The sequence below is a fragment of the Herbaspirillum rubrisubalbicans genome, assembly GCF_003719195.1.
GTDB lineage: Bacteria > Pseudomonadota > Gammaproteobacteria > Burkholderiales > Burkholderiaceae_D > Herbaspirillum > Herbaspirillum rubrisubalbicans.
In genome coordinates, this window is the sequence record NZ_CP024996.1 from 618,379 (window position 1) to 637,993 (window position 19,615).

17 protein-coding genes and 1 pseudogene are annotated in these 19,615 nt (G+C 61.1%); 10 read left to right on the forward strand and 8 right to left on the reverse strand.

Going from position 1 to position 19,615, the window contains the following annotated elements; translation table 11 throughout:
• Positions 1 to 27 precede the first annotated feature (27 nt).
• A complete protein-coding gene (locus RC54_RS02770; protein ID WP_058894169.1) occupies positions 28 to 987 on the reverse strand; it encodes an MBL fold metallo-hydrolase in 960 nt (319 codons plus the stop codon).
• Between the two features lie 324 nt (positions 988 to 1,311).
• Between RC54_RS02770 and RC54_RS02775 the strand changes: the two genes are divergently transcribed.
• Positions 1,312 to 2,097, forward strand: a complete 786-nt coding sequence (locus RC54_RS02775) for an IclR family transcriptional regulator (RefSeq protein ID WP_058894170.1) — start codon at positions 1,312 to 1,314, stop codon at positions 2,095 to 2,097.
• Positions 2,094 to 2,954: an IclR family transcriptional regulator gene (locus RC54_RS02780; RefSeq protein ID WP_058894171.1), complete on the forward strand. Its 861-nt coding sequence runs from the start codon at positions 2,094 to 2,096 to the stop codon at positions 2,952 to 2,954. The genes RC54_RS02775 and RC54_RS02780 overlap by 4 nt, the downstream gene beginning before the upstream one ends.
• 15 nt (positions 2,955 to 2,969) lie before the next feature.
• Here RC54_RS02780 and RC54_RS02785 read toward each other — a convergent pair whose 3' ends face one another.
• Positions 2,970 to 5,462 carry an ATP-binding protein gene (locus RC54_RS02785; protein WP_061789645.1) on the reverse strand — a complete coding sequence of 831 codons (2,493 nt, stop codon included), beginning with the start codon at positions 5,460 to 5,462 and terminating at the stop codon, positions 2,970 to 2,972.
• Between the two features lie 313 nt (positions 5,463 to 5,775).
• Here RC54_RS02785 and RC54_RS02790 point away from each other — a divergent pair, with 313 nt between their 5' ends.
• Positions 5,776 to 7,737, forward strand: a complete 1,962-nt coding sequence (locus RC54_RS02790; protein ID WP_061789646.1) for a putative bifunctional diguanylate cyclase/phosphodiesterase — start codon at positions 5,776 to 5,778, stop codon at positions 7,735 to 7,737.
• Here RC54_RS02790 and RC54_RS02795 read toward each other — a convergent pair.
• From RC54_RS02795 to RC54_RS02815, 5 genes and pseudogenes are all read right to left on the reverse strand, one after another.
• Positions 7,734 to 7,925: a hypothetical protein gene (locus RC54_RS02795; RefSeq protein ID WP_061789647.1), complete on the reverse strand. Its 192-nt coding sequence runs from the start codon at positions 7,923 to 7,925 to the stop codon at positions 7,734 to 7,736. The genes RC54_RS02790 and RC54_RS02795 overlap by 4 nt on opposite strands.
• 41 nt (positions 7,926 to 7,966) lie before the next feature.
• Positions 7,967 to 8,479: a ferritin-like domain-containing protein gene (locus RC54_RS02800; RefSeq protein ID WP_061789648.1), complete on the reverse strand. Its 513-nt coding sequence runs from the start codon at positions 8,477 to 8,479 to the stop codon at positions 7,967 to 7,969.
• Between the two features lie 78 nt (positions 8,480 to 8,557).
• Entirely contained in the window at positions 8,558 to 9,460 is a 903-nt protein-coding gene (locus tag RC54_RS02805) for a manganese catalase family protein (RefSeq protein ID WP_058894175.1), read from the reverse strand.
• A 270-nt stretch (positions 9,461 to 9,730) separates the two neighbouring features.
• Positions 9,731 to 9,835, reverse strand: a pseudogene (locus RC54_RS02810) (DUF892 family protein); the annotation flags it as partial.
• Between the two features lie 109 nt (positions 9,836 to 9,944).
• Positions 9,945 to 10,157 carry a KGG domain-containing protein gene (locus tag RC54_RS02815; protein WP_017455303.1) on the reverse strand — a complete coding sequence of 71 codons (213 nt, stop codon included), beginning with the start codon at positions 10,155 to 10,157 and terminating at the stop codon, positions 9,945 to 9,947.
• Positions 10,158 to 10,269: 112 nt separating this feature from the next.
• Here RC54_RS02815 and RC54_RS25665 point away from each other — a divergent pair, with 112 nt between their 5' ends.
• The 4 genes from RC54_RS25665 to RC54_RS02835 all read left to right on the forward strand — a co-directional run bounded on the left by RC54_RS25665 (position 10,270) and on the right by RC54_RS02835 (position 15,642).
• Complete coding sequence (locus RC54_RS25665; protein ID WP_244216434.1) at positions 10,270 to 10,644, forward strand: hypothetical protein; 375 nt, start codon at positions 10,270 to 10,272, stop codon at positions 10,642 to 10,644.
• 177 nt (positions 10,645 to 10,821) lie between these two features.
• The gene (locus RC54_RS02825; protein ID WP_061789651.1) at positions 10,822 to 11,982 is read left to right on the forward strand and encodes a zinc-dependent alcohol dehydrogenase; all 1,161 of its coding nucleotides are present in this window, start codon (positions 10,822 to 10,824) and stop codon (positions 11,980 to 11,982) included.
• 290 nt (positions 11,983 to 12,272) lie between these two features.
• Positions 12,273 to 13,841 (forward strand): methyl-accepting chemotaxis protein, encoded by a 1,569-nt coding sequence (locus tag RC54_RS02830; RefSeq protein ID WP_061789652.1) that lies wholly within the window; start codon positions 12,273 to 12,275, stop codon positions 13,839 to 13,841.
• 10 nt (positions 13,842 to 13,851) lie between these two features.
• Entirely contained in the window at positions 13,852 to 15,642 is a 1,791-nt protein-coding gene (locus RC54_RS02835) for a sensor domain-containing phosphodiesterase (RefSeq protein ID WP_244216435.1), read from the forward strand.
• A gap of 13 nt (positions 15,643 to 15,655) precedes the next feature.
• Here RC54_RS02835 and RC54_RS02840 read toward each other — a convergent pair whose 3' ends face one another.
• Entirely contained in the window at positions 15,656 to 16,408 is a 753-nt protein-coding gene (locus RC54_RS02840) for a GAF domain-containing protein (protein WP_058894180.1), read from the reverse strand.
• Positions 16,409 to 16,796: 388 nt separating this feature from the next.
• On the opposite strand from RC54_RS02840, the gene RC54_RS02845 reads away from it, so the two are divergent.
• The 3 genes from RC54_RS02845 (at position 16,797) to RC54_RS02855 (ending at position 19,513) form a co-directional block, all read left to right on the forward strand.
• On the forward strand, positions 16,797 to 17,006 hold the full coding sequence (locus RC54_RS02845; protein ID WP_058894181.1) for a hypothetical protein: 210 nt from the start codon (positions 16,797 to 16,799) through the stop codon (positions 17,004 to 17,006).
• A gap of 381 nt (positions 17,007 to 17,387) precedes the next feature.
• Positions 17,388 to 18,791 (forward strand): AAA family ATPase, encoded by a 1,404-nt coding sequence (locus RC54_RS02850; RefSeq protein WP_058894182.1) that lies wholly within the window; start codon positions 17,388 to 17,390, stop codon positions 18,789 to 18,791.
• Positions 18,788 to 19,513: a retron system putative HNH endonuclease gene (locus RC54_RS02855; RefSeq protein WP_082803119.1), complete on the forward strand. Its 726-nt coding sequence runs from the start codon at positions 18,788 to 18,790 to the stop codon at positions 19,511 to 19,513. Before RC54_RS02850 ends, RC54_RS02855 begins: the two co-directional genes overlap by 4 nt.
• The last annotated feature ends 102 nt before the right edge of the window (positions 19,514 to 19,615 follow it).

A 19,615-nucleotide genomic window follows, 5' to 3' on the forward strand; every position in this document is an offset into this window, starting at 1 on the left:
TCCTCGCTGTCCTTGCTCTTCTGTGGATCAGGCTTGCAGCGCCGCCCACATTTCCTTGTCGCGCTCGGCCGTCCAGATGCGTGGATGCACGATGCCGGAGGCTTCGTCATAAGCGCGGGTGACGTCGAAGGGCAGGCAGTGTTCGTAGATGAAGACCTGGCCGAACTTGGGGTCCATCAATTGGCGGGTATGCGCCATGGCTTCCTTCAGGCCCATCTTGGCGGCCACCGCTTCGCGCCCGGCGCGCAGCAGGGTGGAGACGAAATCCTTGGTATAGGCGATACCCTGCGCGACCTCTTGCGGTCCGCGCAGGGCCGGGCCGCGACCGGGCACCAGGGCCTCGGGTTGCAGCGCCGAGAGCGCGTCCAGCGTGCCCGGCCATTGCTCCAGTTGGGCGTCGCCGCAGTAGCAGGCGGCGTCGTATTCGACCAGGTCGCCCGAGAACAAGACCTTCTGGCCGGGCAGCCAGACCACGGTGTCGCCCTTGGTATGGCCGGCGCCCAGATGGGCGATCTTCACTTCCAGCTTGCCCATGAAGATCGTCATTTCTTTTTCGAACACCATGGTCGGCCAGGTCAGGCCGGGTACCGTTTCCACGCCCGCAAACAGACGCGGGAAGCGTTCGATCTCGGACTTCATGTCGGCCTCGCCGCGCTCGACGATCATCTCGTAGGTGCCACGGCTGGCGATGACCTGCTCGCCGCCTTCCTTGAAGTAGGCCGAGGCGCCCAGCACGCGCACGGCGTGGTAGTGGGTCAGTACCACGTACTTGATGGGCAGGTCGGTGACGCTGCGGATGCGGTCAATCAGGTCTTGCGCCATGGCCGGGGTGGCCGTGGTGTCGATGACCATCACGCCATCGTCGCCGATGATGACGCCGGAATTGGGATCGCCCTCGGCGGTGTACGCGTAGGCGTTTTCCGAGATGCGTTCAAAGGTGATTTTCTTGGCGTCGAGATCCGCCTGGGATGCAAAAGCCTTGGCCATGTCTTCCTCGTTGCTTGGTTGAAGTGGGTGGGACGTGGCTGGACATGGCTTGCGCCATCGGGGGGATGTCTCCGTCCAACCCGTCATGGATCAATGCGGGTCAACTGGTTTTGTTCTTGCCTGGGATGAGCAGGGTGAAGGCATCATAGTCATCGTCTTTTTATTAGTCAATATCAAATCTGCTTGTTATGCATTAATTGACGTTTTCTGCACCATGGTGTGTTTTGAGGCGGAAAGAAGGCCACATGCATTAGAATCCAGGCTCTCGTGCCGCGTGGCACATCATTGCATCGCATTGTTTTGCATCAGCAACGGACCCCTAGGATGACTGCCTCCCCTGCCAAGACCCAACGAGGAATCCAGAGCGTGGAAGTGGCTGGCCGCCTGTTGCAGGCGCTGGCGCAGGCGCGCCAGCCCTTGCCGCTGGTGGAGCTGGCGGCTGCCGCCGAGCTGTCCTCGGCCCAGGCCCATACCTATCTGGTGAGCCTGCTGCGGCTGGGCCTGATCAAGCGCACCCCCGGCGATGGCCGCTACGAAGCCGGGCCGCTGGCCTTGCGCCTGGGCATGGCGCGCCTGGCCCAGGAGCCGGCCTATCGGCTGGCGCTGCCACAGGTGCAGCAACTGAGTCAGGAGACGGGCTTGAGCGTGGCGCTCACGCTGCCCACGCCGGAAGGCCCGACCATCGTGCATTACGCCCATGCCGGCAAGCCCTTGCATGTGAACCTGCACGTGGGCACGGTGATGGCCCTCTCGGAGACGGCCACCGGACGCACCTATTGCGCCTATACCGACCCCGCCGCCTGGCAGGGCTTGTGGGAAGCCCAGCATCCCGGCCAGTCCAGGGCGCGCCTGAAAGCCTTCCATGAAGAACTGGAGACCATTCGCAAGCGTGGCATGGAGCGCGCCGTGGACTTGCCCAGCCCGGGCGTGACCAGCCTCTGTATGCCACTGCTGGAAGAGACGCAGCAATTGCTGCTGCTGGTGACGGTGATCGGTTCGAGCGGCGTGATCGATCCGGCTTGGCGCGGGTCGCTGGCGCGGCAGTTGCGCGAGTGCATCGAGGCCATCGCTACCACCCTGGCGACTAAGCGCGAGGAGTGCCGCACATGAAAGCCTGCAAGGATCTGCCGCTGCCGGAGGCAGCGGACCCAGAAGGCGCGCGCAGCCAGCGCGGCATCCAGTCGCTCGACAGCAGCGGCGCCTTGCTCGATGCCCTGCTGGAAGCGGCGTGCCCCTTGCCGCTGGGCGACCTGGCCCGGCTGGCCGGGATGCCGGCGGCCAAGGCCTTTCCGCATCTGGTGAGTCTGCAGAAGATCGGCCTGCTCGCACGCGATGCCCAGGGCAACTTCTTCCCCGGCCCGCTCAGTCTGGAGCTGGGGCTGGCGGCCTTGCAGCGCCTGTCGCCCCTGCGCGAAGCCGAGGCCGAGGTGGCCACGCTGGCCCAGGCCACCGGCTTGTCGGTGGCGCTGGCGGTGTTCGGTCCGCTGGGACCGACCGTGGTGCGCTTGGAAGAATCCTCGCGGCCGCAGCACGTGAGCCTGCGCATCGGCACCGTGCTCTCGATGGTGCACACCGCCATCGGTCGCGTATGCGCCGCCTACCTGCCCGCGGACATGCTGGCCGGCGCCCTGGCCATGGATGCGATCCGCATGGAAGGTGCGCAGCCCGACAGCGTCAGTCATCCCGATGGCAGCCTGCGCCACGACTATGCGCAACGGCTGGAGCAGGTCCGCACCCAACGGCTGGACCAGGCGCTGGGCCGTCCGGTGCCCGGCATCAACACGTTGGCCGCGCCGGTGTTCAATCACACCGGTCAACTGGCCTTGGTGATGGCGGTCATGGGCAGCAGCGGCAGTTACGATCCTCGGTACGAGGGGGACGTGGCGCAATTGCTGCGCGCGGCAGCGCATACGGTGTCGTGGCGGCTGGGGGCTTTCGATGACACCGGCTCGGGCATCCCGGAATAATCCGTCATAGCGCTCTCAAGCCCGCTTGCCACGGCTGTCCAGGATCGCCTGTACACGCTGGCTCAGGGTGTCCATCTTGAAGGGCTTGGTCAATACCTGCATACCGGGCTGCAGATGGCCATTGCCGAGTGCCGCGTTTTCCGCATAGCCGGTAATGAACAAGACCTGCAGCTCGGGCCGCGCCGTGCGGGCGGCATCGGCCACCTGGCGACCGTTGAGCCCGCCCGGCAAGCCCACATCGGTGATGAGCAAGTCGATCTGCGTGGCCGATTGCAGGATGCGTAGCGCCGCCGGCCCATCCTCGGCCTGCAGCGTGGTGTAGCCGGCTTCGCTCAGTACTTCGACCAGCAACAGGCGGATGGACGCTTCGTCGTCCACCACCAGCACCACTTCACCGCGACCGGCTGCGGAGGGCAGGTGGGCGGGTTCGCATTCTTCAGCCTGGGCAGCGTGCTGATGGCGCGGCAGGTAGAGCGATACCGTGCTGCCCTGGCCGAGTTCCGAATACAGCCGCACCTGTCCCCCCGACTGGCGCGCAAAGCCATAGACCATCGATAGTCCCAGCCCGGTACCTTCGCCGATGGGCTTGGTGGTGAAGAAAGGATCGAAGGCGCGGGCCATGACCTCGGGCGTCATGCCGGTGCCATTGTCGGTGACGGCGATGCAGACATACTGGCCCACCGGCAGGTCGCGTTCCTGGGCCCATTTGTCGTCCAGCCACTTGTTGGTGGTCTCGATGGTCAGGCGTCCGCCATCGGGCATGGCGTCGCGGGCATTGATGCACAGGTTCAAGAGGGCGCTTTCCAGTTGCGGTCCATCCACGAAGGTCGGCCACAGGCCGACCGCACTGATCACTTCCAGCGTGATGGCCGGGCCGATGGTGCGACGGATCAACTCTTCCATGCCGCCGATGAGCGTATTGACGTTGGTCGGGCGCGGCGCCAGCGTCTGCCGGCGCGCAAAGGCCAGCAAGCGTTGCGTGAGCGCAGCGGCGCGTTGCGTGCTGCGTGCGGCCAGGTCGATGTAGCGCAACAGTTCCTCGGCCCGCCCCTGCACCAGGCGCACCCGCATCAGGTCCAGGCTGCCGGAAATGCCGCCCAGCAGGTTGTTGAAGTCATGCGCCAGGCCCCCGGTCAACTGACCGATGGCTTCGATCTTCTGCGAATGGCGCAGCGCCTCTTCGGTGGCCATCAATTCGCGGGTGCGGGCGCTGACTTCGGCTTCCAGCGATTCATTGATCTGGCGCAGCCGCGCTTCGCTGGCTGCCAGCGCCTGCTGGTTGCGGATGCGTTCGAAGGCCGCGCGGGTTTGCTGGCTGACTTCGCGCACGATGGCCAGTTCATTGTCGGTCCAGGTGCGCGGCACATTGCTGCTGACGTGGACGATGCCAACCAGTTCTCCCTCGTCGATGAGCGGCACGTCCATGAAGGAGGCCACGCCCAGCGCCAGGTGTTGCTGCCGCAACGCTGCCGTGCGGGCGTCGCTGGCCACATCACCCACCAGCACCACGCTGCCGCTGCGCACGGCCTGCGCCAGGCGCCGTTGGTCGTGCAGGTCCAGCGGGGTGTAAGCCGCTACGGCATCGAGGCTGCCGTGGAAGCTCCACTGTCCCAGTTGCTCCACCTGTTGCTGCGGCCCCAGCGTCTTGTAGCTGACCCAGCGCGCCGTGAGGGCCTCGCCGATGACGTGGGCTGCCGCAGTGGCGATGGCCTCCAGCGATTCAGCGGCACGGACCGCCTCGGCCAGGCGGAACAGGGCGTGCTGTCGCGCTTCGCTGTTCTTGCGTTCGGTCACGTCGCGGGTGGTGCCGGCGACCGCCTCGACTTCGCCATCGGGGCCGAGCACCGGGAAGATGATGTAGTCATAGATGCGCCGGCCGAAGGTGCCGTTGAAGGGCACGTCGCCCCGCACCGGCCGCTTGGTGGCGCGCACCTGTTCGATCTCGCGACTGTGCATCTCGGCGTGCCAGGGCTCGTAGCCCAGCTCCAGGCACGTCTTGCCGATGGCTTCGTCCCAGGTCTTGCCCCACATCTGCAGCAGCACCCGGTTGGCATAGGTGAAGCGGTGTTGCAGATCCCAGGCGTAGGCCAGGTCGGGCGTGGTGGAGAGGAAGGTTTCGTAGAAGCGGCGGCGCTGCTCGGAGGCGCGCGTGAGACCCGCCACCTCGGCCCGCAGGCTCACCGACAGCCCCTGGGTGCTGGCATAGCAGATCACCTCGTAGGCGTAGGGCTGACCGGGGGGCAGGTAGCGGCATTGCCGGCTTTGACCATCGGCCAGGGTGGCGCGCATGGATTCTTCCAGCGCGCTGCCGGCCAGCGCCGGGCACGCTTGCCACACGGATTGGCCCGCTGCTGCGTGGCTGGCCTGTAGCAGCACCTGGGCTACCTCATCCAGGTAGAGCAGGCGCCATTGCGCATCGAGAGCGAGGAAAGCCGCCGGCAAGGCGACGGCGCTACCCGGCCCGGCGAATGGTCGCATGGGCGGGGCGCTGGGAGAAAGCTTGGACATGGCGCACCTTGATTGCTGGTTACGCCAGATTGTAGATGAGCCTTTTCTCTGCGGCTGTAGGACAAGCAGCCGACTTGCTGCGTTGGCCCGCAAAACGCATCAAAAGTCTGCCGCGTTTTCCGCGACCCGCATCAAGCCTTGCCAGGCGGCATCGTTTTGCGCCGGAAAGCGGCATTCCATCAGGCTTTTCCTGACTTTGACCAGGCTCCTGCACCGCTATAATGAGGCCGGGTTACCAGCACACCATGGCGGCTCACCACCCCAGCAAGACCGAGCTGGCATGGCGCACTCCCGAACAAGTACAGGGCACAGGATGGCTCCTTCCGCATTGATGAGCATGGTGCGCCGCTATTGGCGCGTGAACGTCGACCAGCCTGAATTGCTGATCGCGCAGTACCGGGCATTTGCCGGCAAGATGCCCATGATGTACCTGATCCTGCTCATCAATACCTGGGGTCTGGCCTATACCTACCTGGGTCTGGTCCCACTCTGGCTGGGGCTGTATTTCCCGGTGCTGCTCACGGTGCTATGCGTGATCCGCATCAGTTTCTGGTGGCGCGGTCGCCACGTCGATCCTACCCCCGGCATGGCCGCCGCCGCCTTGAAGCGCACCAATCTGTTGGCGCCACCGATTGCCTTGAGTTTCTCGCTATGGTCGGTACTGCTGTTTCCCTACGGCGATAGTTATGCCCAGGCCCACGTGGCGTTCTACATGGGCATCACCGTCATCTGCTGCATCTTCTGCCTGATGTACCTGCGCTCGGCGGCCTTGTCGGTGGCGCTGATCGTCAATGGCATCTTTACCCTGTTTTTCCTGGCCACCCACATTCCAACTTTCGTGGCCGCGGCTATGAACGTGGTGTTGGTGACCCTGGGGATGTTGGCCATCGTCAATAGTCATTACAACGACTTCAGGCGTCTCATCGATGCCCAGGTCAAGACCACGCTCCTGGGTAATGAGAACCTGCGATTGGCCAACCTGGATTCGCTGACGCAGATTCCCAACCGCCGCAAATTCTTCGCCCAGCTCGACCAGATCTGCAGCCGCGCCACCGCCAACGGCCAGCGCTTTGCGGTCGCCATCCTGGACCTGGATGGCTTCAAGGCCGTCAACGATCTCTATGGGCATACCCATGGCGACCAGTTGCTGGTCGAAGTGGGGCAGCGACTCTCGGCGCTATGCGGCGAAGAGTACCTGCACCTGGCGCGCCTGGGGGGCGATGAATTTGCCATCATCATCGACGCCGGCCAGAGCGACGATGTCTTGCAGCAGTTTGGCGCACGCATCTGCGATGCCCTGCGTCGGCCCTTCGTGCTGTACAAGGCGACGGTGCAGATTGCGGCCTCGGTGGGGGTGGCCACCTTTCCCGACATGGCCGTCGATGCCAGTTCGCTCTATGAGCACGCCGACTATGCGCTGTACCAGGGCAAGCGCGAACGGCGCGGTACCGTCACGCTCTTTTCCGCGCAGGACAAGGCCCAGATCCAGCGTAATGCCAACGTCGAACAAGCCTTGCGACGGGCTGACTTCGAGCGTGAATTATCGGTGGTCTTCCAGCCCATCGTGCGTCTGGACGACTGCCAGCCGGTCGCCTTCGAAGCCTTGGCGCGCTGGCACAGTGCCACCAAGGGCGTGGTGGCGCCGATGGAATTCATCCCGGCTGCCGAACGCATGGGCATCATCAACCAGTTGAGCGTGACGCTGTTGAAGAAGGCGCTGCAGGCCGCAGCCGCCTGGCCCCCCGACATGCGCCTATCCTTCAATCTTTCGGCCAATGACATCAACACCAGTGAAGGCATGAGCGAGATCGTCAAGGTCATCACCGGCTCGGGTTTCTGTGCTTCGCGCCTGGATCTGGAAATCACCGAAACGGCGGTGCTGCAGGATCTGGAAAAATCACGCCAGTTGGTCACCTCCCTGCGCCAGCTCGGCTGTGGCATCACGCTCGACGACTTCGGCACCGGCTATGCCAGCTTGAGCCATCTGCACGCGCTGCCGCTGACCCGCATCAAGATCGACAAGAGCTTCGTGGCCGACATCGAACATGATGCCGTGAGCCACAAGATCATCAAGTCCCTGCTGGCCCTGAGCCATGACATGCAACTGGCCTGTGTGGTGGAAGGGGTGGAAACGCCCCAGCATCTGCAAAGCCTGCGCGAACTGGGGGCGGTCTACGGTCAGGGCTATCTGTTCTCGGTGCCGCTGGCCGCCGAGCAGGTCCAGTCCTGGCTGGAGCGCCAGGGTCAGTGCGGCTGTATGGGCCTTACTGCCTAGGCCTTGCGCCCATGGCGCGCGGCATTGAAGTCCATGCCGCTGGAGGGGCCGGCCTCATCATCCATCACCCGCAACTCCAGTTGCTCGGCTGCCAGGCCCCGCTCGCGCAGGGCATCGTAGGCTTGCTGGGCGGCCACCAGGGTGGGGAAGGGGTAGGCCGCTACCGCCGGCTGCGGCGTATTTTCCATTCCACTTTTTGTCCCATTGGTCCCATTCATCCCATTCATCATCACACCTTGGCCGCTTGACCGGGCGTAGCCGAGCGCACCAGGAAGTCGCGCGTGACGGTGGGCAGGTGGTTGAGCATCCAGCTGCTCATGGCTTTTTCCTGTTCCAGGATGGCGCTGCAGATGCGTTCGGTTTCGCTGTCGCCGGCTTCTCGAGCGGCGGCGATGAGCGAGGTGTAGCAGGCGATCTCCAGGTTCTCGAACACATAGCCGGCGATGGCACCCTTGACCACTTCATCGTGCTGGGTCATGCCGCCCGCAGCCTGGGCAAAGGCCGTCATGCGCGCCGCCATGTCCTTGAGCAGGGAGGCGCTGCCATTCAAACGCTTGATGCAGGCTTCCACCTGTTGCTGCTGGCCCAGGGTCTCCTGCAGGTGCGATTCCAGGCGCGCTTTCAGTTCGGGATAGTGATCGATGCGGTTGGCTTGCGCCTTGAGCATCTGTTCGGCTTGCTGTTCCATGGCATGGGCATCCTTGAGCCAGGCCAGCAGGTTTTCGTTGACGTCGGTAGTCATGCGATTCTCCTTGTGATTCTGGTAGAGGCCTGGCCCGTCACGTAGGGCTACGCGGGGCCAGGGAAGGCAGGGTCGACCTCAGGGTTGCTTGGCCTTGAGGTTCATCTCGGGATCGGCCGAGCCGATCTCGGCCCCGGTCAGCGGTTCGCCATCTTGGGCCGAGGCGGTGCGGGCGGCCATCTGGTCCAGCACGGCCTGCTCATCGGCGCTCAGTTCCACGCTGGCCTGGCCATCGCCGCCATCGACCGGAGTGAGGGCATCGGCGCCATCCAGGCGTTCCCATTGCTGGCCGTCATTCCAGGGGCCGGTCTGTTCGCCCACGCCTTGCGAGAGATTGACGTAGACCTTGGAGAAGTGCGGATCGCCAGGCAGCTTTCCCGGCGGGAAATTGGGGCGGATCGCATAGAGCGCCTTCTCGAACGACTTCTGGTGCGCGATCTCGCGCGTCATCAGGAAGCCCAGCGCTTCCTTCACCCCGGGGTCGTCGGTGAGGTTGATGAGGCGTTCATAGACGATCTTGGCGCGGGCTTCGGCGGCGATGTTGGAGCGCAGGTCGGCGGTGGGTTCGCCGATGGTGTCGACGTAGGCTGCGCTCCAGGGAACGCCGGCCGAATTGACCAGCGGTGCGCCGGCGCCGTAGAGCACTTGCGTGACGTGGCTGTCGTTGCCGGCACCGGTGATTTCCTTGTAGAGCAGGCCTTCTTCTTCCACGCCTTCGGCCAGCTTGCCCTTGGCGCCCTTGTTGAGCATGACCACGATATTGCCGATCACTTCCAGGTGGCTCAATTCTTCGGTGGCGATATCGAAGAGCATGTCCTTGCGCCCGGGATCATCCTCGGCAATGGCTTGGGTGAAGTAGCGACAAGCGGCGGCCAGTTCGCCTTGCGGGCCGCCGAACTGTTCCAGCATCAGGTTGGCCAGCCCGGGATTGGGGCCGGCGACGCGTACCGTGTATTGCAGGCGTTTGTTGTGGGCAAACATATCGGTCTCCTTGTGGGGGCGGGTGAAGTGAAGGAAAAGGCAAGCCATGCCCGGCGCACGAGCTGCGCCACGTGGGCTTGGTGCGATCAACTGAAGTTTCATGCTAGGAGGGAAGTGCTCTGCCATACCATCGGCAGCAGCGGAAATTGCGCGGTGATCGGTGACGCTCAAGCGTGTCGGACATCCTTAGCGCGACAAGGCGTGCACTGTGCGCAATGGCCGTGACCGTCGGACGACGACAGGGTAGAGATTCAGTGTTAGTCCGATGGGAGCCGCGCGGGCCAGTCGCGGCAGGGCGCGGGTGAGCTGCTTTTCGGCGCTGTAGACGTCGGAGAGGCTATGGATGAAGAGGTCTTTCAAGGTCTTGACGGTCATGCTGATCTCCTGGAAATGAAATGAGTTCTAGGCAGTGGCGAAGGTTGCGGCGGCAGGCAATCAAAAAGGGCCCCGCAGGGCCCTCTGCCAACACACGGGGTGCCAGGTATTAGCGGTTGTTGCCGCTATTGCCCTGGTTGCCGCCATGGCTGTTCTGCCCGCCCTTGCGGCCGGCTTCACGGGCTTCTTCGGACGTGAACTCGTGGGCCGTGCCCTTTTCGTGAGCGGCCTTGCCGCCCTGGCTGGCGATTTCGCGCTGCTTGTTTTCATCCATCGAAGCGAAGCCGCGGTTGCTGGTCGAGCCTTGGTTCTGGTTTGCCATGGTGTATCTCCTTTTGAAGGTGAACAATTGCGCAGGGCTTGATCTGCCCTACGAGTCCTCATCTTAGGGAGGGCCGCATGTTAGCGATATCAGCGTAGCGCTCAACGAGGAGGTGAGACGTGCTGTCAGCGATGCCAGCATCCGTGAAGAAGAGCCTGAGCGCGACGGAACGAATCGGCGGCCAGGCACTCAATGGCTTGTTCACCGTCACGCCAGCGTGACCGGCATAGCTAGCGAGCACAACAGGGACAGCATAATGAAGAAGAAAGAAGCGCTGATTGAATCCGTGAACCGGCTCAAGGCCTCGCATGAACAGGCCGCCGGCATCCTGCAAGCCATCGTGCACGACGTGGTGCGGGTCAGCAAAGGCGGCAGCAACCTGCCCGAGCGCCGCGACTTTCGTCGTTATCGACGGGCAATCAAGGAATTGAAATTGCAGTGCCTGCAGGTGGAAATGATATTGGCTGAATTCGGCCGGGAGGAGTGAGCTCTAAAGCAGATCAATCGTGTGCGATCGATCTGCTGCAGAGATGGAGTGGTCGCTCAGGAATCAGCGCTAGAGCTGCGGACTGTTTTCCCGCATGTCCTGATCGGAATAATTGTCGCCTTGCGGCTTGTTGCGCGAGCCGTACTGATCACTGTCGCCAGGGGGCCAGGAGATACCATGCGTGCACTGCTCTATCATTCGGCCCACGACGTGCGGGTCGAATCCGTCCCCGACCCCATCATTCAGGAAGCCGACGACATCATCCTCAAGGTCAGCGCCACCGCCATCTGCGGTTCCGACCTGCACTTGTATCGCGGCAAGATCCCCGCCACCCAGGCCGGTGACATCCTCGGGCATGAATTCATGGGGGGCGTGGTGGAAGCCGGGCCGGCCGTCAAGCGCCTCAAGAAAGGCGACCGGGTGGTGGTCCCCTTCGTCATCGCCTGCGGCCAGTGCTTCTTCTGCGACCAACATCTTTACGCGGCCTGCGAAACCACCAATCCCGACCGTGGCGCCATCATCAATGGCAAGGGTATCCGTTCCGGCGCAGCCATGTTCGGCTACAGCCATCTGTATGGCGGAATGCCGGGCGGTCAGGCGCAGTACGTGCGGGTGCCCAAGGCCGACGTGGGACCGATCCGCATCGACTCGGCGCTGGCCGATGAGCAGGTGCTATTCCTGAGCGATATCCTGCCCACCGGTTACCAGGCGGTGAAGAATGCCGGCGTGGGCGAAGGCAGCAGCGTGGCCATCTACGGCGCCGGGCCGGTGGGCCAGATGGCGGCTGCTTGCGCGCGGATGCTGGGGGCGGAAAAAATCTTCATGGTGGACCACCATGATTACCGGCTGCGCTTCGCGGTGGAGCAGTATGACGTGCTGCCGGTGAACTTCGATCAGGTCGATCCGGCCGAATACATCATCGCCAATACCGCCGGCCGCGGAGTGGATGCGGTGATCGATGCGGTCGGTTTCGAAGCCAAGGGCAGCGCGCTGGAGACGGCGATGACCAACCTCAAGCTCGAAGGCAGCAGCGGTCAGGCGCTGCGTCACTGCATCGCCTCGGTGCGGCGCGGCGGTACCCTGAGCGTGCCGGGGGTGTATGCCGGTTTCATCCACGGCTTCCTGTTCGGTGACATCTTCGAGAAGGGGCTCACCGTCAAGACCGGCCAGACCCACGTGCAACATTACATGCCCGAACTGCTGGCCAGCATCGAGGATGGCTGGCTACGCCCGGAAGCCATCATTACCCACCGCTTGCCGCTGGAAGAGGCGGCACGGGGGTATCGCATCTTCAATGAAAAGCAGGAGGAGTGTCGTAAGGTGGTCCTGACGGCGTGACAGAAACAGGACGTCGCCTGAGTCGCTTTTTGCCTGCCCGTTGGGCGTGCCAAGCCACCTTTCGAGGTGGCTTTTGCATGGTTTTAGGCAATGCGGAATTGTGACCAGAAAATGAATGCGATTGTGATGTGATGCATAAACGACAATATGCCAAGATTCCTTTGCTGGTAAGACCTTTGTGTGCGTAAATACCTGTCGATATGTAAAAAATGTGAATGAACGACCAGTACGGCCGTGCACTTTCTGCATATTTCTTATTTTTATGCGGTTCGTATTCACGGGGAAAGCAGATGAAGGGTTGGGCGGAAATGAGAATTGGCATGAAGTTGAGTCTGGGCTTTGCCAGCCTGTTGTTGATGACGCTGGCGCTGGTGGCGGTGGCGATCCTGGGGATCAATTCCCTGCGTAGCTCTATCGAGCGCGCCAATGATGTGCAAAATGAAAAGCTGGAGCCGCTCTATGCGGCGCGCGAAGCCCTGGACCAGACCGGGATCGCGGCGCGCAATGCCTACGTGTTCCTGGAGGATGTCGACGCCCGGAAGGAATTGAAGATCGTCGACGAACAAAAGGCGATCTACTTGGCCGAGCTGCAGAAGTTGGAGCCCTTGCTGGCTGACAATCCCAATTTCAGCGCCGTGCGCGGCGGCCTGCTGCAGATGGCCGATGAGCTCCGGCTCCCGCGCCAATATCGCCAAAGCGGGGCGATGGAGGCCTATCGCGATTTCCTGGTCAATCGATGCAGCCCCTTGCGGCGCAAGATCGTCGAGGACATCAACCAGCTCATCGCCGAGATCGCCGGCCAGAGCAAGGCTGCCGGCGCTGCCAGCGAGAGTGCGGCCAAGGATGCCTTGCACCTGATTTCCTTGCTGGCCGTGGTGGTGACCCTGCTGGCGGTGACAGTGGCTTTTATCATCACTCGCGGCCTGCTGCGCCAGCTCGGCGGCGAGCCTGCCTATGCGATGGCCATCGCCCAGCAGATCGCGCATGGCGACCTGGCCGTGGAGGTGAGTATGCGCGCCGATGATCGCAGCAGCCTGCTGTACGCCATCAGGATGATGCGCGACAGCCTGGCGGCCATCGTCGGCCAGGTGCGGCAGGGGACCGATTCGATCGAGCGTGCTTCCACCGAGATCGCCAGCGGCAACGTCGACCTGTCGGCACGCACTGAACGCCAGGCCAGTTCTCTGGAGGAAACCGCCAGCGCCATGGAAGAGATTACCTCGGCGGTGCGCCACAATGCAGAGAATGCGGCCCAGGCCAGCGAACTGGCCGAATCGGCCTCGGTCATCGCGGTCAAGGGCGGTCAGTTGATGGGCGAGGTGGTGGCGACGATGGATGATATCAACCAGTCGTCCATCAAGGTGGTGGATATCATCAGCGTGATCGATGGCATCGCCTTCCAGACCAATATCCTGGCCCTGAACGCGGCAGTCGAAGCAGCACGGGCGGGCGAGGGCGGACGTGGCTTTGCTGTGGTGGCGAGCGAGGTGCGCACGCTGGCCCAGCGCAGCGCCGCCGCGGCCAAGGAGATCAAAGAATTGATCAGCGCTTCGGTGACCAAGGTCGAGGCCGGTAGCAGTCTGGTCAAGGGTGCAGGCGTGACCATGGAAGAGATCGTGGCCAGCGTGCGCAAGGTGACTGGCGTGATCGCCGACATCACCGTTTCCAGCCGTGAGCAGAGCGCGGGCATCGAGCAGGTCAATGACGCCATCACCCACATGGATGAAGCTACCCAGCAGAATTCGGCACTGGTGGAACAGGCCGCTGCTGCTGCCCAGGCGCTGACTTCGCAGGCAGGGTCGCTGGCGCGCCTGGTATCCACCTTCAAGGTCGCGCCGACGGCGGCCGTGCCGGGATAGGGGGGCGCTGGTGCAGAGTTTGCAAACAGCAGAGTATCCGCTCACGGTGCCGTGTGAAGACGCCCGGCTGGCCGAGTTGCAGTCCTACTGTGTGCTCGATACCTTGCCCGACATGCTGTGCGACCAGGTCACGCAACTGGCCAGGTCGATGTTCGGGGTGGAGATCGCGCTGGTGTCCTTGATCGATGAACATCGCCAGTGGTTCAAGTCGCGCATCGGACTGGAGGTGCGTGAGATGCCGCGTGCGGATTCCTTCTGCGCGCACGCCATCTACTCCAGCGGCAGCATGGTGGTGCTGGATGCCCGGCAAGATGAGCGTTTCGCCGACAACGTGCTGGTGACCGGTGCGCCATTCATTCGCTTCTACGCCGGCGTGCCGCTGGTCACGCCCCAGGGACAGCCGCTGGGAACGCTGTGCATCATCGATTCACAGGCGCGCAGTCATTTCAGCCAGGCCGAACAGGCGCAACTGGAGCAACTGGCGGCCATCGTCATGGAGCGCCTGGAGCAGTTACGCAACAGCGGCTACACCGATCATGTGACGGGTTTGCCCAATCGCGCCAGGCTCATGGAAGTGCTGCGTTCGCGTGCACAGGAGAGCGGCCCGGTGAGCCGCTCGTGTGCAGCGCTGGCGGTGGATATCTGTCCACGTGAATATTTGTTCGACATGGTCAAGGCACTCGGCTGGGATTATGCCGAGGCTTTTCTGGTCGAGGTCTGTCGCACGCTGCAGCGCGCATTGGGAACCACCCAGGTGTACCGGGTGGCGACCACCACCTTCGTCTACCTGGATGATGGTGATGCGCAGCAGCGCCAACAGCGGCAGGCGTCGCTGCAGCGTCATTTTGCCCATGCGCTGGAGATCCATGGCATTCCGCACCAGCTCGACATCGCCGTCGGCATACTGCCACAGGTCGATGAACTTGATGGCGGCGACGTGGTGCGTGCATTGCTGACGGTGATCGACGTGAGTCGCGAGGAAGGCGTCTCGCCGCGCATCTTCGAGCCGGCTCATGCAGAAAACCAGCGCTATGCCTTCTGGGTACTGTCGGCTTTGCCGGTGGCTTTCAACACACCGGGCGAACTGAGCCTGTATTACCAGCCCAAGGTCAGGTTACAGGATGGTGCCTGCATCGGGGTCGAAGCGCTGATCCGCTGGCAGCACCCCATCCTGGGCAATATCTCGCCGGAGGTGTTCATCAGCCTGGCGGAAAAGACCGCCCAGATCCGCCAGATCACCACCTGGGTAGTCCGCCAGGCGGTGGAACAGGCAGCGCACTGGGCGCAGCGCGGACGCGCCACGCCGGTGGCTATCAATACCTCGGCCAGGGATTTCGAGGCGGATGACTTGCAGTGCCTGCTGGCGCAGTTGTTGATGCAGCACATGGTGCCGCCGGGATTGATCGAGATCGAATTTACCGAGAGCGCCATGGCCAGCAATCCCGAGGTGGTACGCCAGCGCGTGCAGGCCATCCGCGAACTGGGGGTGAAGGTGGCCATCGATGATTTCGGTGCGGGTTTCAGCAATCTAAGCTACCTCAAGAGCATCCCGGCCGACGTCATGAAGATCGATCGTTCCTTCATTCGTGGCCTGGTCGATGACGAGGCCGACCAGGTGATCGTGCCGTCCATCATCCACCTGGCGCACCAGCTTGGCTTTGGCGTGGTGGCCGAAGGCGTGGAGTGTGAACGCACGGTGCGCCTGTTGCAACATCTCGGCTGCGATTATGCCCAGGGCTATGCCATCGCCCGGCCGATGCCGGCCGAGGAACTGGAAGAGTGGATGGGAATGTCCCGCTGAGCAGCAGCGCGTCTTACTGATGCCGCGTTTCGAGGATTTGCAGCGAGAGAATGTCGGTGGCCATGACCGCCAGTTCTTCCAGCGCCTGCCGCTCATGCGCACGCAGGATGCGCGGTTCGGTATCGATCACGCACAGCGAGCCAAAGGCCTTGCCCTGGTGCATCAGGCGGATGCCGGCGTAGAAGCGGATGTAGGGATCCGAGGTGACCATGGGATTGTTGACGAAGCGCGCATCCCGGGTGGCATCGGGGACGGTGAAGATATCTTCCTGCATGACGGCGTAATTGCAGAAGGCCCAGGAGCGCGGCGTGGAACTGATGTTCAAGCCGTGTGCAGCGCGGAAGATCTGTAGTTCCGAGGTCAGGAAGGTGACCAGGGCGATGGGCACGTCCAGCAATTCGCTGGCGAGCCATGTCAGGCGTTGAAAGCGGGCCTCGCAATGTACGTCTTCCATGATCTGTTCAACAAAGCGCGCACGTTCAGGCTCGTTCTGGCTGACCGGATAAGGAACCTCGATCGGTGGCGCAGACGGACCGGCGGTGGGCTCGGGTTGTTTCACTTCGCGGTGGCCGAGCAAGGTCATGACCGAACTCAACCGGGTACGCCGGTGACCGCCTGGTGTCTTCCAGGAGGCCAGCATTCCGCTTTCCATCCACATCTGGGCGGTCGTGATCGAAACACCCAGCATCTTGGCGGCTTCCCGTGAGGTCATCGCAGGGTCGCTGGGCGGCATGTCGTTGTCATCAGATGGTACTGCGCGTCCCATTTGATTGATCCTTGTAAAAGTATAACTGTGCTAGATAAAATTTGAATATTTCGCATATTTAATATTTTATGGATGGCAGAAATACAACAAAAGAAAAATACTTTAATATTTTTCACTTCTAGTTAGCGCTGCCATAAGCAAAAATGCGAAATAAACAAATTTCCATACTGTAGAGGCAAGAACTTACGTGTTCCTTGTGGCGGACTTTTTCCTATGGGGCAGGAATTTTTATTGACCCACGGAGTTTTTATGATGTTCGTGCCAATGGGGCATTGTAGTGCTCAATGCAAAATGATGTCGGACAAGTCCCCTCGTTCTGCCCCGAAGCTGACTTGGGTCAAGCCCTGCAGGCCGGTTTGTGTAGACACGAGGAAACACAGAGGGAGCCATGAGTCAGCAAGATGAGGTCGGCATGGATTCCCATCGGATGAAAATCTGCATCGGCGGGACGACTTACGTCATCGAGAGCCGGGCGCTGGACCTGTCGGAGGGGGAGCGGTTTTATGAATACCGTGTCTGGTGTGAGGACCAGGTAGTGAAGGATTGGACGCAGGGCAACATGGCTGATTTTTTCGCGCCCGGTCTGCGGCAAGGATAGATAGGAAGGTCATGGCGGCGGGCGTATGCCGCGCCGCAAAGCTGTCCCGCCTCCTCATCCCCCCGAGGAGGCGTTAAGCCCTGCTCCGTGAGGAGTGGGGCTTTTTTTATCCTGCGCAAAGACCAAAGCCACCGTGCGGGTGGCTTTCTAAGGTCCGCCTAGATACGTTCGCTCCGGGTCTCTACGATGCGGTCCATGCACAACATGACAACGTTGAATCAAGCCGATAAACTCATGCCGACTATTGCGGATGGGGATAGCGTTGAAGGCCCCGCACTATGTGCCCAATCCGTTCCCCAGGGCAGCCGATTTCGGGGTGGCCAGTGTTAACTACGAATTGAGTGACTTGCTTTTGCGAGCGATTACTCTGGAGCAATCTGTATGCGTCTAGATAGGTTACGTCTCAAAAACTTCCGCTGTTTCGGCGATTTTGAGCTCTTGTTCAATACCTCTTCACGGCTGACTGTGCTAGTTGCTGAAAATGGGCAGGGAAAGTCGACTGTGCTGGATGCAATCCGCATTGGTGTTTGGCCCTTTATCAAGAGTTTTGATCTGGCCAAGTCATCTACTTTTAATGACCCATCCAACAGCATTTCTGTTGATGATGCGCGACTGATCCAAGGCCATACCAGCGGAACCATGGTCCGTCTGTTACCGGTTGAGGTCGAGCTGACGGGGGACTGGGGAACTGATACTGCCAAGACGTGGCGTCGCTTTCGTGAAAAGGAAGATCGGAAGACGAAGACGCTTGACGATGACAACACCAAACTCATGAAGCAGTGGGCTGAGGCGGTCCAGAAGCAGGTGCAAAGCGAGAGCCCAAACCAGCGTGATTTGCCCGTCTTCGGTTATTACGGCACTGGTCGTCTGTGGGCCCAAAAGCACCTGCGAGACGCAGACAAGCTTAGTAAAGCTGAAGAGGCAGATCTGCCGATTCGTACCTTCGGCTACCGCAACTGCATGGATCCAGCTTCATCCTATAAGCATTTCCGCGAATGGTTTATCTGGGCCTGGGAAAGCCGCAGCAATATGCGCGAGCGTCAGCATGTGACCGATGAGGAGCGAAGCAACGCGGATCATCGCATCAAGGTTATTCAGGAGGTCGTGGATATCTTCCTGAAGGAAACTAGCGGATGGCATACCTTGGAATACAGCGTGGAGGATCAGAAGTCCATCATTCTGTACCACGACGCACATGGACGGATGAAAGTGGATGACCTCAGTGATGGCATTCGCAGCATGTTGGCGATGGTGGGAGATGTTGCCTATCGTTGTATCAAACTCAATCCACATTTGGGCGGGCTTGCTGCAAAGGAAACCTATGGTGTTGTCCTCATTGACGAAGTGGACATGCACCTTCATCCACGCTGGCAGCAACTGGTGCTTGGACAGCTACAGAAGGCGTTCCCAAAAATCCAGTTCATCGTCACAACACATAGTCCGCAGGTGCTTAGCACAGTGAGGCAGGAGTGTATTCGCGTCATCGGTATCGATCCTACCGGCAACTTGATTGCTGAACCGCCGTTGGCACGAACTTACGGTGAACCAAGCGGCACAGTAATGTATGCCGTGATGCAGGTTGATCCACAGCCTCCTGTGAGCGAAAAGCCCCAGTTACAACGTCTGACCGAACTGGTCGATCAAGGTCAGTATGAAAGTGACGACGCAGTTCGTCTACTTGACGAACTCTTAGCTTTGCTAGGTGAGACACACCCTCAACTTCAGCGCATACAACGCAGCATTGCTCGCCAAAAAACACTAGGACCAAAGGTACTGAAAGGATGAGGTCAATTCAAAAGATTGGCGGTGGCGGCTATCACTTGGCGCAGGCTCATGCCAACCCGCCGCAAACGCATACCCAGGCAACCACCAGATGGACTAGCTTTGGCCACAAAGCTGCGGTGAGGCAATCTCTACAGCATGAGCAATACCAGCTTTGTTGCTACAGCGAGATCCGCGCCGATCAATTGGGGCATGGCTACCATATTGAGCATGTGGAGAACAAAAGCCAAAATCCGGTACGAACCTTTGACTATACAAACCTCGCAGCCAGCGCTTTGGATAGTGCCAATGATCTTGGTCGGTTCAAGCAGCTAGGCAGGGCCACCTTTGGCGGCCACGCTCCTGGCAAGCAGGCTTCATGCGATATGGCACGCTTTGTTACGTGCCATCAACCGGACTGTGCTCGCTTTTTTGCTTACCTGTCGGATGGTCGTGTTGTGCCGGCCAATAATTTAACGGCCGCAGATCGAGACCGCGCTCAATACACGATTGATCTACTCAATCTTAATAGTCCGTACCTCATCACGCTACGCCAGAGCTGGTGGGAGGAGTTGGACAAGCTGTATGCCCAACACCAACAGCAAGGCTGGAGCCTGTCGCATCTGGTTGCGATCGATCTCGTTCCGCACCAGCACGCACTCAGTCCTTTTTTCAGCATGACGCGACAGTTTTTTGGCCCAGTGGCCGAAACTGTCTTGCAGCAACAAGCGCCATCATTGCTATGACTCATCCAACCAAGATTCCCAAAAGCTGATCGAAACCACCAGAACTCATTTCATCAATAGGCGTGAGATGCGTTCTGCCCAGAAAGGGCGCTGGCAAGGCGC

Bases quoted from the DNA above. Each gene is read 5' to 3' on its own strand.
- RC54_RS02770 (WP_058894169.1), bottom strand. From the start codon at position 987: ATGGCCAAGGCTTTTGCATCCCAGGCGGATCTCGACGCCAAGAAAATC.
- RC54_RS02795 (WP_061789647.1), bottom strand. From the start codon at position 7,925: ATGGAAAATACGCCGCAGCCGGCGGTAGCGGCCTACCCCTTCCCCACC.
- RC54_RS02785 (WP_061789645.1), bottom strand. From the start codon at position 5,462: ATGTCCAAGCTTTCTCCCAGCGCCCCGCCCATGCGACCATTCGCCGGG.
- RC54_RS02855 (WP_082803119.1), top strand. From the start codon at position 18,788: ATGAGGTCAATTCAAAAGATTGGCGGTGGCGGCTATCACTTGGCGCAG.
- RC54_RS02850 (WP_058894182.1), top strand. From the start codon at position 17,388: ATGCGTCTAGATAGGTTACGTCTCAAAAACTTCCGCTGTTTCGGCGAT.
- RC54_RS02800 (WP_061789648.1), bottom strand. From the start codon at position 8,479: ATGACTACCGACGTCAACGAAAACCTGCTGGCCTGGCTCAAGGATGCC.
- RC54_RS02775 (WP_058894170.1), top strand. From the start codon at position 1,312: ATGACTGCCTCCCCTGCCAAGACCCAACGAGGAATCCAGAGCGTGGAA.
- RC54_RS02845 (WP_058894181.1), top strand. From the start codon at position 16,797: ATGAGTCAGCAAGATGAGGTCGGCATGGATTCCCATCGGATGAAAATC.
- RC54_RS02840 (WP_058894180.1), bottom strand. From the start codon at position 16,408: ATGGGACGCGCAGTACCATCTGATGACAACGACATGCCGCCCAGCGAC.
- RC54_RS02805 (WP_058894175.1), bottom strand. From the start codon at position 9,460: ATGTTTGCCCACAACAAACGCCTGCAATACACGGTACGCGTCGCCGGC.
- RC54_RS02830 (WP_061789652.1), top strand. From the start codon at position 12,273: ATGAAGGGTTGGGCGGAAATGAGAATTGGCATGAAGTTGAGTCTGGGC.
- RC54_RS02825 (WP_061789651.1), top strand. From the start codon at position 10,822: ATGCGTGCACTGCTCTATCATTCGGCCCACGACGTGCGGGTCGAATCC.
- RC54_RS02780 (WP_058894171.1), top strand. From the start codon at position 2,094: ATGAAAGCCTGCAAGGATCTGCCGCTGCCGGAGGCAGCGGACCCAGAA.
- RC54_RS02815 (WP_017455303.1), bottom strand. From the start codon at position 10,157: ATGGCAAACCAGAACCAAGGCTCGACCAGCAACCGCGGCTTCGCTTCG.
- RC54_RS02790 (WP_061789646.1), top strand. From the start codon at position 5,776: ATGGCTCCTTCCGCATTGATGAGCATGGTGCGCCGCTATTGGCGCGTG.